At 72.6% G+C, this 13896-nt stretch carries 11 protein-coding genes; 2 read left to right on the top strand and 9 right to left on the bottom strand.

The annotated features are described in order from the left end of the window. Positions 1-13: 13 nt before the first annotated feature. The 9 genes from C8E97_RS11970 to C8E97_RS11930 form a co-directional block, all read right to left on the bottom strand. The gene (locus tag C8E97_RS11970) at positions 14-841 is read right to left on the bottom strand and encodes a PHP domain-containing protein (protein WP_121004648.1); all 828 of its coding nucleotides are present in this window, start codon (positions 839-841) and stop codon (positions 14-16) included. Continuing rightward, positions 838-2718 (bottom strand): adenylyl-sulfate kinase, encoded by a 1881-nt coding sequence (gene cysC, locus C8E97_RS11965; RefSeq protein WP_121004645.1) that lies wholly within the window; start codon positions 2716-2718, stop codon positions 838-840. The genes C8E97_RS11970 and cysC overlap by 4 nt, the downstream gene beginning before the upstream one ends. Further along, positions 2715-3605, bottom strand: a complete 891-nt coding sequence (gene cysD / locus C8E97_RS11960) for a sulfate adenylyltransferase subunit CysD (protein ID WP_121004640.1) — start codon at positions 3603-3605, stop codon at positions 2715-2717. Before cysD ends, cysC begins: the two co-directional genes overlap by 4 nt. Positions 3606-3639: 34 nt before the next feature. Continuing rightward, on the bottom strand, positions 3640-4383 hold the full coding sequence (locus C8E97_RS11955) for a class I SAM-dependent methyltransferase (RefSeq protein WP_121004637.1): 744 nt from the start codon (positions 4381-4383) through the stop codon (positions 3640-3642). Beyond that, positions 4380-5459 (bottom strand): sulfotransferase family protein, encoded by a 1080-nt coding sequence (locus tag C8E97_RS11950; RefSeq protein WP_121004634.1) that lies wholly within the window; start codon positions 5457-5459, stop codon positions 4380-4382. Before C8E97_RS11950 ends, C8E97_RS11955 begins: the two co-directional genes overlap by 4 nt. Before the next feature lie 114 nt (positions 5460-5573). Further along, entirely contained in the window at positions 5574-7241 is a 1668-nt protein-coding gene (locus C8E97_RS11945; RefSeq protein WP_121004631.1) for a B12-binding domain-containing radical SAM protein, read from the bottom strand. A 292-nt stretch (positions 7242-7533) separates the two neighbouring features. After that, a complete protein-coding gene (locus C8E97_RS11940; RefSeq protein WP_121004628.1) occupies positions 7534-8775 on the bottom strand; it encodes an MFS transporter in 1242 nt (413 codons plus the stop codon). Between the two features lie 39 nt (positions 8776-8814). Continuing rightward, positions 8815-9429, bottom strand: a complete 615-nt coding sequence (locus C8E97_RS11935) for a UbiX family flavin prenyltransferase (RefSeq protein WP_121004625.1) — start codon at positions 9427-9429, stop codon at positions 8815-8817. Between the two features lie 286 nt (positions 9430-9715). Continuing rightward, complete coding sequence (locus tag C8E97_RS11930; RefSeq protein ID WP_121004622.1) at positions 9716-11158, bottom strand: MFS transporter; 1443 nt, start codon at positions 11156-11158, stop codon at positions 9716-9718. Between the two features lie 467 nt (positions 11159-11625). On the opposite strand from C8E97_RS11930, the gene C8E97_RS11925 reads away from it, so the two are divergent. Beyond that, entirely contained in the window at positions 11626-13047 is a 1422-nt protein-coding gene (locus C8E97_RS11925; protein WP_170211777.1) for a sulfatase-like hydrolase/transferase, read from the top strand. Positions 13048-13521: 474 nt separating this feature from the next. Further along, entirely contained in the window at positions 13522-13893 is a 372-nt protein-coding gene (locus C8E97_RS11920; protein ID WP_121004616.1) for a 6-pyruvoyl trahydropterin synthase family protein, read from the top strand. The last annotated feature ends 3 nt before the right edge of the window (positions 13894-13896 follow it).

Raw genomic sequence — 13896 nt, 5'->3', positions numbered from 1 at the left:
GCAGGCTACCGGTTCACCGGCGCCAGAAGTCGAGCGGATCGCGGCCGGGCCGGAACCCGCACGACTCGACCATCGCGGCGGCGAGGTCGAAATTGTTCCCGACGAGCCACGGCACGTGCGCATCACTACCGAAAGACACCGCAGTGCCCCCTTCGAGGTACCACCAACGGACTATTTCCGCGACGAGTTGCGGACCACCGGTGTTCACTTCGAGCACCCGCCCCGATCTCGCCAGTGCCCGCAGCACCTCGCGGTATTCCTCCTCGAATCGCGCGGCCTCGAACGCGCCGGCCCGCGCGGGCCAGAACCGGATGGGGTAATCGACGTGCGCGAGCACCTGGAACCCGCCGGCGGTCTCGATCATCCGGACGGTTTCCGCGAGGTAGTCGCGCAGCAGCGCCTCCGGGTCGCCGGTGCGGAACAACGTGCGCAGGTAGACGACGTCACCACCGGATTCGAGGGCGTGCAGCGAACCGAGCACCCGGTCGAACCGGGTCGTCGCCAGCAGCCCGGCCACCTCGTCCTTGAACAGGTGCGGCTCGCCGGTCTCGACGCCGGACAGGATGCGCAGGTCCGGGAACTCCCACCGGCACCGGTCGAGGTGGCGCCGGTAGTCGTCGACGTCCAGCCAACCCGAGTGCGCGTGCGCGCCGATGGTGCGCGCCGACGGGTCCTCGGCGGCGGTGTCCGGGGTCGTCCACCGGGTGAAGTCGGCGTGGTCGGTGAACGCGATCGCGGGCAGGCCGAACTCGACGGCGCGCTCGCAGCTGCGGCGCATCGAGCCCTCCACCGCGTCCCAGGAGCACTGGGTGTGGACGTGGTTGTCGGCGGGCAGCGTCACGAGTGGACCATCCCCATCGCGGTCAGCCGCGCGAGCAGTTCCGCGACGGCGTCTTCAGGTGTACCGCCGGTGGTGTCGATGCGCACCTCGGGCGCGTCCGGCGGTTCGTACGGCGAGTCGATGCCGGTGAAGTCGGCGATCTCCCCGCGCCGCGCCCGCCGGTACAACCCCTTGGGGTCACGGCGTTCCGCGACCTCCAGCGGCGCGTCGACGTGCACCTCGCAGAACTCGCCCTCGGCGACGAGGGCGCGGGCCAGCCGCCGGTCCGCCGCGAACGGCGAGATGCAGGCGACCAGGACGACGAGGCCGGCGTCCACCATCAGCCGGGCGACCTCGGCCGTCCGCCGGATGTTCTCCACCCGGTCCGCGGCCCGGAACCCGAGGTCGCTGTTGAGCCCGCAGCGGAGGTTGTCGCCGTCGAGCAGGTAGGTGTGGACGCCGCGCGCGTGCAGGCGCTGTTCGAGCAGGTTCGCGATGGTGGACTTGCCGGAGCCGGACAGCCCGGTCAGCCACACCACGCCCGGCCGGTGCCCGTTGCGCAGGCGGCGGGCGGCCTTGCCCACGTCGGTCCGCTGCCACGACGGCCCGGCGCCGGGCCGCGCAGGCTGCCGCACCATGCCCGCGCCGACGGTGGCGTTGGTGACCGGGTCGAGCACGAGGAACGCGCCGGTGCGGCGGTCGTCCTGGTACCGGTCGAGCGCCACCGGCTGGTCCACCTCGACGTCGACCAGCCCGAGGTCGTCGCACGCCAGGCCGGCGGCGGGCACCTGGTCGAGGGTGTCGACGTCGAGGCGGTGCCGCAGCGCCCGGACGGAGCCGCGCACCAGCCGGGCGCCGATCCGGATCGCGTAGCGCCGGCCGGGGAACATCGGCTCCTCGTGCAGCCACACCAGGTGCGCCTGGAACCCGTCGGTGACCTCGGCGGGCGACTCGGGGTCGCACAGCAGGTCGCCGCGCGCGACGTCCACGTCGTCGGCGACGGTCACGGTGACCGACTCGCCGGCGACGGCCTCGTCGTCCTCACCACCGTGCACGGCCGTCACCGCGGTCCGCTGCCCGCCGGGCAGCACCAGCACGGGGTCGCCGGGGCGCACCGCGCCGCTGGTGATCCGGCCGCAGCAGCCCCGGAAGTCCGGCGGCACTTGGTTGACGTAGCGCACCGGCAGGCGGAAGCAGCGGTCGCCGCCGCGGTCGGTCGCCGGGAACGACTCCAGCAGCTCCAGCAGCGCGGGGCCCTCGTACCAGGGCATCCGCGCGCTGCGCGTGCCGACGTTGTCGCCGAGCGGCGCGCAGGTGGGCACGACCTCGACCGCGGTCAGGCCGAGCCGGCGCGCGAACTCGCGGTAGTCGTGGGAGATCCGCTCGTGCGCCGCGCGCCCGTAGTCGACGAGGTCGACCTTGGTGACGGCGACCACGACCGCGCCGACGCCCAGCAGCGCGGCCAGGTGCGTGTGCCCGCGGACCTCGCGGGGCAACGACTTCCGCGCGTCGACCACGATGAGCGCGACGTCGGCGGTGGACGCGCCGGCGACCAGGTCGCCCGTGCGCCGCTCGCGGCCGGGCACGTCGGCGACGACGAACTCGCGCGTGGCGGTGGCGAAGCGCCGGTGGACGACGTCGCCACGCTCGCGCTCGGCGGCCGGGCCGTCGAGGAGCAGGGCGTAGTCGGGTCCGCCGCCGCGCCCGGCGGCGTCCGCGCGCACCGCCGCCAGGCGGTCCTCGCGCGCCGCGCCCGCCTCGTAGAGCAGGCGGCCGAGCAGCGTGCGCTTGCCGTCGCCGACACCACCGCACGCCACCAGCCGCAACAGGTCCCGGTCGGCGGTACCCGCGCGCGGCGGCAGCGCGTCACCGGTGTCCGGGTCGACCACCGCCGTCATCGGAAGCACCCCTCTCGCTCCTCGGACTCCGCCGGACCGACGGCGTCGTGATCGACCCCGCCGCCGCGCCCCGCCGTGCCGGCGGTCTCCCGGACGATGTCGGCCGCGGTGCGCGCGTCGCTCTCGACCGCGGCGCTGAGCGGGTAGCAGCCCAGCGCGCGGACCCGCACCAGCCGCCGCTCCGGCCGCTCGCCCGGCCGCAGCGGCATCCGCTCGTCGTCCACGACGACGAGCCCGATGTCGCGCCGCACGACCGGGCGCTCGGCCGCGAAGTACAGCGGCGCGACCGGGACGTCCTCGCGCGCGACGTACTCCCAGACGTCCAGCTCGGTCCAGTTCGCCAGCGGGGACACCCGCACCGTCTCGTCGGGCGCGGTGCGGCAGTTGTAGAGGTCCCACAGCTCGGGCCGCTGCCGCCGCTGCTCCCGCCCGCGGGCCCGCGGCGCGAAGACCCGCTCCGCCGCCCGCGAGCGCGGCCCGTCGCGCCGCGCGCCGCCGACGGCCGCGTCGAAACCGTGCTCGTCCAGCGCCTGTTGGAGGCCCTGCGCCCACCACATGTCGGTGTGCACGGCCGGTCCGTGCGTGAAGGGACCCACGCCCAGCCGCACGCACTCCGGGTTGCGGTGCACGATCAGGTCGAGCCCGAGGCGGGCGGCGGTCCGGTCCCGGAACTCGATCACCTCGCGGAACTGCCACGTGGTGTCCACGTGCAGCAGCGGCAGCGGTGGCCGGGCCGGGTGGAACGCCTTGCGCGCCAGGTGCAGCAGCACCGAGCTGTCCTTGTCCATCGAGTACAGCAGCACGGGCCGCGCGGCCTCGGCGACGACCTCCCGGAGGATGTCGACGCCCTCGGCCTCCAGCGCGCGCAGCCGCGTCAGCGTCCGCACCGGCTCGCTCCCTCCCCGTCCTCCCGGCCGGCCGTCAGGGCTTGACGCCCTGCGCGACGACGAACAGCATGTGGTCGACGAACCGCCCGTCGGCCTCGCGCACGGCGTGCAGCGCGCGGAACGCGGGCGAGGCGTTGCGGTACACCTCCCGGATCGCCTCCCGCCGGCTCTCCTCGATCGCGCCGTTGTCCGACCACGCGTCGACGTCCTCGACCGACGTGTGGCGCTCCAGCCGCACCGGGTCGCAGCCCGCGTCGGCCAGCAGCCGGCGCAGGTCGTCGGGCAGGAAGAAGTGGCGGCGGACCGGGTTGCGCAGCCGGAGGATCTCGAAGTACTCGTCGCGGTCGGCCGCGTCGTACGCGCACAGGTTGACCAGCACGACCCGGCCGCCGGGCCGCACCACCCGCACCATCTCGCGCGCCGCGTCGGGCAGCGTCATGAACTGCACGCCCTGGCGGCACACCACGGCGTCGAACTCGCCGTCGGCGAACGGCAGGTCCTCGGCGGGCGCGATGACGAGCCGGTCGAGGTGCGGGCGCGCCTGCTCGGCCATGCCCTCGGTGATGTCGACGCCGGTGACGTCGACGCCCGCGCGCTTGAACACCCTGGACACCAGCCCGGTGCCGCAGGCGATGTCGAGCACGCGCTGCCCCGGCCCGACGTCCGCCATCCGCAGCGTGAGCCCGCCGAGGGCGTCGTCGGTGCACCAGGAACTCGACCTGTCGTACTTGCCCGCGCGGGCCGTGAAGTGGGAGACGACCTGGTCCTGGTCGATCACGGTGACTCCGTCCTCGCTGTGTCGGTGGGTGCGGCGAGCCGCCCGGCCGCCGGTCGGCGTCGGCGCAGCCCGGCCTTGAGCCGGAGTCGGCGCACGGTGAGGTCCCGCGCCAGCCGACGGGTGTAGTTGCGGTCCTTGCGCAGCGAGCGGAACTCGACGGCGCAGCGCAGCACGGCCGACCGCGCGGCGCGCACCGCGAGCAGCGGCGTCGCCGTGCGCTCCGCGTCGGGGTCGACGGGGTAGCCGAACCGCTCCTTCAGGTCGGCGGTCACCTTGTCGACCAGCAGCAGCTCGTGCCGGGACAGGTTGCCGCGGTACGCGCCGACGTGCCTGGCCGAGATCGGCTCGGCGGTCTTGCGCCACGACTCGGACAGGTGCGCGGTCTGCCGGGCGGCGGTGGACCGGTGGTGCTCGAACATGGCCGGGTCGGCGCGCTCGCCGAGGAAGTCGCACAGGGCGGTGATCTCCTCGCGCGGCCGGCGCACCAGGTCCTCGTAGCGCAGCAGCCGCACCACGTCCGGGCCGTGCCGCCGCAGCGCGGCCAGCCCGCGCCGCTGCTGCGCCGCCCACAGCCGCGCCATCAGGTACGGGTCGCAGTGGCCGAAGACCGAGCGCTTGGCCGACGCGGCGACGTCGCGCGGCTCGCGCACCAGCCAGACGAACTTCGCGTCGGGGTACTCGCGCAGCACGTCGTCCACGTGGTCGACCATGAACGTGCTCTTGCACCCCCAGCGGGCCTTGCCGGTCGAGATCCGGTGCTGCTCGTAGATCGCCGACACCACGCCGAACACCGACGGGGAGGCGGTGGCGACCACCCGGTCCGCGTCGACCGGCCGCGGCCACGGGTGGATGTGCCTGCGCAGCAGCAGGAGCGCGTCCTCGGCCAACGCGCGCCGGTTGGCCGCCACCGCCAGGTCGCCGTAGGAGGCGGCCAGCGGCGCGAGGTAGCGCATGAAGTGCGGCGGGTGCGGCACCGCGATGTTCGGGTGCGAGTCGAGGACCAGCCGCAGCAGGTTCGACCCCGAGCGTTCGGTGCCGACGATGAACACCGGGCTGCTCGACCGGACCGGCGTCACCGCGCCCCGTCCCGCGCGGTGGGGCGCCCTCCCTCGGGGGCAACGCTCATCACGACACCTCCTCCACTGGCGGGGTGTGCCGGCGCGCGCCGGCACACCCGTCGGCCTGCCGGTTCAGGACGCGAACGCCGCCGCGCTCTTCTTCGCGCCGCACGCCATCAGGCTGCTGCCGGCGGCGGCGACCTCGGGCGAGGCGCACTTGTCCAGCGTGAAGCGGTCGGAGTTGGGCACCAGGGGCCCGGCGGCCGAGCTCCACTTGGCCCGCCAGTTCGGCCCCGCGTACGACGTCGACCGCGTGAGGCCGTCGTTCGGCTGCGGGTGGAAGTACTGGAAGTTCTCCGGGTAGTGCTTGAAGTCCATCACCGGACCCGGCTGGTAGGAGTCGTAGACGCGCTTGTAGGCGTCCCGGCAGACCTTCTCGGGCAGGCCGCTGACGTTGAGGAACTCGTCCTCGTGCAGCGCCTGCTCGACCGACAGCCAGTTCAGGTGGTCGATCTCCGACCGGATCAGCTTGGCCTCGATGGCCTGCTGGTACACCGTGGTGCCCGGCATGGCCGAGAGGTACTTGACCCGCGTGACGTGGTTGTAGGTCTCGGCGAACTCGACCATGTGGTCGAGCGATTCCTCGGTCTCGTTCGCGAGGCCGACGATCAACAGCGAGCCGAATCGGACGCCCGCGTCGAAAGTGGTGCGCATCGCGCGCACGGTGAGGTTCTCACTGCTGCCCTTGCGCGCCTCGCGCAGCACTTCGGTACCCAATGATTCCACACCGTAAAGAATGATGTCCGCGCCGGAATCACGCATCGCGGTGATCCGCGGCTGGTCCATGTCGGCGCACCTGGTCAAGCAGGTCCACCGGATGTCGTAATCCTTGACGACATCGCAGATCTCGATCGTCTGCTTGCGGTTGGAACTGAACGTCAGGTCCACGAAGAAGCAGAAGTCGATGCCGTACTGCGACTTGAGCCACGCCATGTCGCGGTCCATCTTCTCCTGGGACTTCGCGCGGACCTGCGGCGTGGTGCGGTAGCAGAACGAGCAGTCCATCTTGCAGCCGCGGCTGTAGGAGGAGATGATCTGCGGCTGGAGGCCCAGCGCGCCGCGGGACTGCGGCCACAGGTCAAGGCGCATCCGCGGCAGCGCGTCGAGGTCCATCATCTGGCCGCGCGGCTTGGTCCGCTGCCAGGTGCCGTCGGGCTTGCCGAAGCAGATGCCCCGGATGCCGGGCAGGTCGCGGTCCCACCGGCCGGCCCGGTAGCTCTCCATCAGTTCGAGGATGGTGATCTCGCCCTCGCTGATCACCGCGATGTCGCACTCGGTGCTCTCCATGAAGACGTGCGGCACGGAGGTGACCAGCGACCCGCCGCAGATGATCGGCACGTCCGGCTCGGCCGCGCGGACCTGCTCCATCAGCTCGCGGCAGAACGGGAAGTTGTCCTCGAACGTGCAGATGCCCAGCACGTCGGTCTGGCCGACGATCTGGTCGTAGGCCGACTTGAGCGGGTCGAGGTCGTAGCGGACGTCCACGATCCGCACCGGGTAGCCGGCGTTGTGCAGCACGGTGGAGATGTAGGTCGCGCCCTCGTAGGGCGAGGTGAGGAAGAATTCCCAGCCGCGCGGCATGGTGAACGGCGACGGTCCGACGACGAGCGTGAAACGGGGCAGCGAGCTGTCCGTCGGCACCGGCTCCGCGTCCTGCTCACGCATTTGCCGCATAAACCGGTGATCCGTCGAGTCGTCGGCGTTCGTGTAGAGCTCCAGCGCCAGGGACTTGCGTGCCATGAGTGGCCCCTTCTCATCGGGTTCGTCGCGCACCGGTGCGACTGGGTTGCTTCGCCCCGGATCGGGAGGCGGTTCAACACTTTCGATGCTGGCACAGGCGAGAAGTTTTGTAAACCACGCGTCCTTATGGCCCCGAGCTGCTCAAACAGTTCGCTCAATTGATCTTACGCACCGCCGCGCGGCAATATAGACGGTGAAGATCAATCATTGTCCAAATGCGTCCCGCGGGCCCCACGCGGGCAGCACGGAATAACCGACCGGGACACCGGGAATAGCGGGCCCAGTGCTCCGGTCAGTTCCGGGTGACGCCGTTGGACGGTTGTCCGACCAGTTCCCCGGCCAGGTCGGCCGCGGCCGGCCGGGTCGGGGGGACGGTTTTCCAGAGCAGCAGCAGGCCGACGGCCGTGGCGGCGCCGACGACCGGGGTCGCCGCCCACCACCCGGCCCGCTCGACCGCGGCGTTCAGCAGGGGCGGGCCGAACAGGGAGCCCAGGCCGCCCAGTTGGGAGAACACCCCGTAGGTCGCGGTGATCGCGCGCGGCCGGCCCGCGACCGGCGGCACCGCCGCGAACACCACGGCGACCAGCAGCCCGTCCACGAACGCGAACAGGCCGAACCCGGCGCTCACCGCGACCAGGCCGAAGGACGGCGTGAACGCGAGGAACACGCCGAGCACCAATAACGCGCCGAGCAGCACCTGGGCGCGCAGCGGGACACCGAGCCGCACCAGCAACCCGGTCGCGAGCCCGCCCGGCACGGCGACCAGCACCACCACGCCGACCAGGCCGCCCGCCTCCGCGACGGACAAGCCCATGCCGCGCACCAGGAACACGGGGAACAGGCTGAGCACCGTCACGTTCAGCGCCACGACGACGGTGAACCCCAGCCCGAGCACCAGCGGCCGGCCGAACTCCCTCGCCCGCAGCGGCGCGCCGTCCCGCTCGGCGACGGCGACCGCGTCCTCCGCGGGCCGCCACAGCAGCGAGGCGACGCCGAACACGAGCACCACCACGCCGACGACCGCGAACCAGCCGCGCCACCCGAGCGCGGTGGCGATGACGCCGCCGCTGAACGCGCCGACGGACAGCCCGACCGGGACGAACGTCGCCCACAGCGACAGCGCGACGGCCCGCCGCCTGCCCGACGCCATCGTGCTGATCAGGCTGGGCGCGGCGGTGCACGCGAGCAGGTAGCCCAGCCCCTCGGCGGTCCGCGCGGCGACCAGCGCCGGGAACCCGGACGTCACCGCGAGCCAGAAGTTGGTCGCGGCGATCACCAGCAGGCCGGTGGTCAGGCCCGCGCGCCTGCCGCGGTGGGACAGGCCGAGGCCGACCACCGCGCCGAGCGCGGCCGCGACCACGTCGATCGTGGAGACGGCCCACCCGACCTGCGCCAGGCTCAGCCCCAGCTCGTCCTGCACGAGCACGGAGACCGGACCGACCTTGCCGTACGAGGCGGCGACCGCGACGCTCGCCACGTAGATGAAACCCAGGTAGCTGATCGGTGCGATGGCCGACCGTCGTTGCGCTGACATCGTCGTGCAGCACTCCCCCCGTGTCGTCGGTGCGGACGGTCAGCTCGTCGGCAGCTGGATCACCTCGCCCGGCCGACCGTCGGGTCGCCCGGTTCCGGCCCACCGCCGGTCGCTCGGCACCGGGCAGCCGAGCAGGTCGAGCGCGCGCACGACCGTGTAGTCGACCAGGTCGCCGATCGTGCGCGGCGCGTTGTAGAACGCGGGCACGGGTGGCATCACCACCGCGCCGATCTCGGCGACCGCGCACATCAGGCGCAGGTGACCGAGGTGCAGCGGGGTCTCCCGGACCAGCAGCACCAGCGGCCTGCGCTCCTTGAGCGTCACGTCCGCCGCGCGCACCACGAGGTTGTCGTCGTAGCTGTTGGCTATGCCGGACAGCGTTTTCACGCTGCACGGCGCGATCAGCATGCCGGTGACGGGGAACGAACCGCTCGACACCGCCGCGCCGAGGTCGCCGTCCGAGTGCACGACGTCGGCCCGCGCCTTGATGTCGGCCACCGGCAGCTCGCTCTCGGCGGCGACCGTCGCCTGCGCCTGCCGGGTGAGCACGAGGTGGGTCTCGACGCCGGTGGCGGCCAGCAGCTCCAGCGCCCGGACGCCGTAGACGACGCCCGACGCGCCGGTGATGCCGACGACAACGCGTTTGCGGTCCACCCGGTCCTCGCCTCCCTCGGCTGTCCGAGCCAGCCGTGTCGCGGGCCGCCCGGCGACCGGGCGAGCCGTGCCCGCCCGATCCGCGCCCTCGTCCCGTGCCCTCGTGCCGCCGCGCCCTCTTTACCGCCGTGCCTTCGTGCCGCCGTGCCCCTCTTGCCGGGCCCCTCTTGCCGGGCCCCTCTTGCCGGGCCCCTCTTGCCGGGCCCCTCTTGCCGGGCCCTCGTGCCTTGCCGCGTCCCGCTCGCCCTCGTACCGCCGTGCTCCCGCCGGTCCCGCCGGGCCGGTGTCAGCCCCGCCCGACCGGTTGCGCCGCCCGTGCCCCGCCCCGCAGGAGCAACCCGCACACCAGCAGGCCGAGCAGCGCGATCGCCGTGATCGCGAAGAACGCGCCGTGCAGCCCGCGGTTCGTCGCCTCGACCGCGCCCGCGCCCGCGTCGAGCGCGGCGGCCGAGCGCCACGTCACGATCGCCGCCAGCACGGCGGGCCCGATCGACTGGCCCACGTTCATGCCGACGTTGAGCAGGCTGGACGCGACACCCTGCTGGTGCTCCGCGACGGACGCCGTCGCGGCCACGGTGATCGCCACGAACGCCACGCCCTGGCCGAACCCGAGCACGGCCATCGCGGGGACCAGGTGCGTGAACAGGCCGCCGCTCGTCGGCAGGAACGCCAGCGCGAGTTCCGCGACCGCGGCCACGCCGATGCCCAGCAGCAGCGTTCGCGTGATCCCGATCCGCCCGAGCAGCGCGGCGCCCGTGGTGTTGCCGACGACCATGAACAGGGTGACCGGGATGAACGCGAGGCCGGCCAGGAGCGCGGAGAGGCCCGCGACCTGTTGCAGGTAAAGGGTGATCGCGAAGAACTGCCCGCCGAGCGTCGCGCCGAAGAACACCGACATGAGGTCGGCGGCGGCCACCGGGCGCGCCCGCAGAAGTTCGGTGTGGATCACCGGGTCGGTGCTGCGCCGTTCGAGCAGCACGAACACCGCCAGCAGCACGACGACGGCCGCCGACCGGAGCGCCGTGTCCGCGACCGGGGCGACCGCGGCCTCGGCGACCGTCCACACCAGCAGCCCCAGGCCCGCGCCCGCGATGAGCACGGACGGCAGGTGGAAGCGCCGGCGCGGGCGGGCCCGGTCCGCGCGGTCGGGCCGGATCGCGCGCAGCGCCCACAGCAGGCAGCCCAACCCCACCGGCACGTTGATCAGCATCACGGACTGCCAGCCGAACGCCTCGGTGAGCACGCCGCCGACCGGGCCGCCGAGCGCCAACCCGCCCGCGCCGGTGATGCCCCACCAGCTCAGCGCCCGGTTCCGCCGCGGGCCCTCCGGGTGCAGCGTCGTCAGCAGCGCCTGCGCGGCGGGCGTGAGGACGCCCGCGGCGGCGCCCTGGAGGCCCCGGCCGACCAGCAGCGCGGCGGGTGTGCCGAGCACGGCGACGACGGACGCCACCGCGAAGATCGCGAGACCGGCGAGCAGCACGCCGCGCCGGCCGAACAGGTCGGCGGCGCGCCCGCCGAGCAGGAGGAAGGCGGCGAACGTGAGGCCGTAGGTCGCCGTCACGTAGGTCAGCTCGCGGTCGGTGAGCCCGAGGTCGCCGCCGAGCACGGGCAGCGCGACGAACACGATGGTGAAGTCCATCGCGATCAGCAGGTGGGCGACGCAGAGCAGGCCGAGCGCGCCCGCCCGACCCGAACCGCCGACGGTCCGGCCGTCGGTGTTGTCGCTCATGGTGCGGAGAACTCCCGTCCGCCGCGGTGGGCGCGCGTGCCGGACCCCGTCCCGAGGTCCGCGCGCGGACGGCGCGGCGTTGCTGTGAGGTGCGACCGGACCCACGTCAGGCCGGGACGGGCGGGAAGCGGTGCCGCGCGCCGGCGGAACGGCCACAATGGACCGCTATCCGCTCGATCCCGCGCGCACCGCGCATCGCGCCCCCCGAAGGCTCGACGTCATTCCGGAACACGGCCCCAGTGACCGAATGTAGGGTTCAAGATAACCGACTGTATCAGAGGATGCTCCACCCGCACACTGTCCTGTCAAGTCCGTCCCCACGAGTGTCACCCATTCGGATCACCGTGCGCCGGGGGCCGTGCTTGACACGGAACACAACGACGCCGGAACAATGCCCGGAGTTGCCGCGCGCCCGCGCGGAAAGATGCCGTGATCGAACCGGAAACGGATTGGGGGCGGTGCGCCCGATGAGCCCATTGCCGGAGTACGACCACGTCGTGTTCATTTCGATCGACACCCTCAGGAGCGACTGCATAGGGGCGAATCCGCACAAGCTCTGGCCGCGCAAGTACCCCGGCCTGCGCGCGCCGGCCACCCCGGCGCTGGACCGTTTGGCCGAATCGGGCGCGTTCTTCCTGAACACCATCTCGGCCGCGCCGTACACGGCGGCCTCGCACGGTTCCCTGTTCACCGGCCACTACCCCCTGCGGCACGGCCTGTACGAGTTCTACAACGGCCGGCTGGGCAGCCCCTCGATCTTCACTTTCGGCAAGGAGGACGGCCGGCGCACGATCCTCAAAGTCGACTTCCCGATCATCCTCGGCCCGGAGCTGGGATTCACCCGCGACGTCGACGTCTACCTGCGGGAGGACGACGACGAATTCATCGAGCAGGTCGTCGACGCCGAGCGCAGCGTGTCGTGCGCGCACTTCGGCGGCGTGCACCTGCCCTACGGCTTCCACAACCTGCGGTTCGGCGGCGACGCCTACCGGGCGAAGGTCGCGGAGCTGGAGGCGGCGCTGCCCGCCGACCTGCCGATCCCGACCGACCAGATCACCGAGACCGTCCGCGAACCGGAGGACCAGGAGCTGTTCCTGCGGTACAAGCGGGTGACCAACCACCTGTACGCGACCGGCGCCTACGACGCGCTGTTCCAGCTGTACCTGGACGGGGTCGAGTTCTTCCTGCGCGAGCGGTTCGAGCCGTTCCTGGAGCGGCTGCGCGCCCGGTTGGAGGCGGTCGGCGCGTCGATGCTGCTGGTGGTGTTCGGCGACCACGGGCACGAGCTGGACGCCGACTCCTACGGCCACCACAACTCGCTGTCCGAGGGCGTGCTGAGGGTTCCGCTGCTGGTCAGCGGTCCGGGCATCCAGCCGGGCCGGTACGCCGAGCGGGTGCGCACGGTCGACGTCGTGCCGACCGTGGTCGACCTGCTCGGCCTCGACGTGTCCCGGCACGGCGGGTTCGACGGCGAGTCGCTGGCGGACGTGCTGCTCGGCCGGGCCGCGCCGGAGGGCCACCGGCCCGCGCTCAGCCAGAGCTACGGCGCGGACACCCGCGAGTTCGTCGCGTTCCAGCGGCGGCAGCTGCGCGGCGAGGAGCCGGGCACGCTGCGGCACGTGCTGCTCGGCGAGAGCGCGCACCTCGGCTCGCGCCGGGTGGTCGCGATGCACCACCGGTACGGCCCGGAGTTCCGCATCGTCCCGGTCGACGAGAAGTGGGTCGAATCCTTCGGGCCGGACCTCGTGCCGGTGGTGCGACCCGACGCGGACGCCGCGGAATTGCTCGCCGCGCTCGATTCGTACAACGCGACGCGCAAACCAGCCGAGGACGTGCCCGCCGACGAATCGCTCCGGAACCAGTTGCGCAGCCTCGGCTACCACATCTGATGCCGCACCCGCCGCGGCCGGGCGCATCGCGGTCCGCCCGGCCGCCGCGCGTTCGCGCAGGTCTACGCGGGTAGCGTGATCGGGTCGCGACCGCTCGACAAGATCCTTTCCCCGCGGGCCGCGCACCGGGCGGCACGCGGGTGAGCTGGAGTTTTCCGCCGGCCGCCGCGCCGAGCACGTCGCCGGGACTCGCGGAGCGCGGATAACGGCTCTTGTCACCGACCGCCGGTGGGTGCACGATCGAGGTGCCGGTCGGGTTCGGCGGAACGGATCGGAAATAGTCCAACGGCCGGTCGTCGGCAGCGGCGGTAATGCGCGTCATCGGTTCGGCGGGCTGCGCGGAACGGTTTCCACCGGGTGACCGGTGTCGACCGCCGGGCCGTGACCGCCGACGACGGGCGTGTGCCCGCCGAACACCGGCGGGCGGTCGGTATGGATATCTCGCCAACGACTCCTCGGCGACGGGATTCGGACATGCTGTCAATCCGGAAAGAGTTCAGCTTCTCCGCGAGCCACATCCTCGAACACCTCCCGGAGGGCCACCCGTGCGGCCGGATGCACGGCCACAACTACGTCGTCGTCGTCGAATTGCGGGCCCCGGAGTCGGACCTGGACAAGGCCGGTTTCGTCCGCGACTACCGGGAATTGGACGGGTTCAAGCGCTGGCTGGACGACACGGTCGACCACCGGCACCTCAACGACGTCATGGCCGGGCTCAACCCGTCGGCGGAGCACCTGGCCCTGTGGATCTTCCGGCGGTGGCGCGACGAGTTCCCCGAGCTGTCGGCGGTCTCGATCAGCGAGACGCCGAAGACCTGGGCCGAGTACCGCCCGCTCGCGGGCTGAGGC

This window comes from Saccharothrix australiensis, assembly GCF_003634935.1.
Taxonomy (GTDB): Bacteria; Actinomycetota; Actinomycetes; order Mycobacteriales; family Pseudonocardiaceae; genus Actinosynnema; species Actinosynnema australiense.
The sequence above is the reverse complement of the archived record's forward strand: the minus strand, read 5'-3'. Positions and strand labels throughout refer to the sequence as shown.

Bases quoted from the DNA above. Each gene is read 5' to 3' on its own strand.
- cysC (WP_121004645.1), bottom strand. From the start codon at position 2,718: ATGACGGCGGTGGTCGACCCGGACACCGGTGACGCGCTGCCGCCGCGC.
- C8E97_RS11945 (WP_121004631.1), bottom strand. From the start codon at position 7,241: ATGGCACGCAAGTCCCTGGCGCTGGAGCTCTACACGAACGCCGACGAC.
- C8E97_RS11940 (WP_121004628.1), bottom strand. From the start codon at position 8,775: ATGTCAGCGCAACGACGGTCGGCCATCGCACCGATCAGCTACCTGGGT.
- C8E97_RS11930 (WP_121004622.1), bottom strand. From the start codon at position 11,158: ATGAGCGACAACACCGACGGCCGGACCGTCGGCGGTTCGGGTCGGGCG.
- C8E97_RS11925 (WP_170211777.1), top strand. From the start codon at position 11,626: ATGAGCCCATTGCCGGAGTACGACCACGTCGTGTTCATTTCGATCGAC.
- C8E97_RS11920 (WP_121004616.1), top strand. From the start codon at position 13,522: ATGCTGTCAATCCGGAAAGAGTTCAGCTTCTCCGCGAGCCACATCCTC.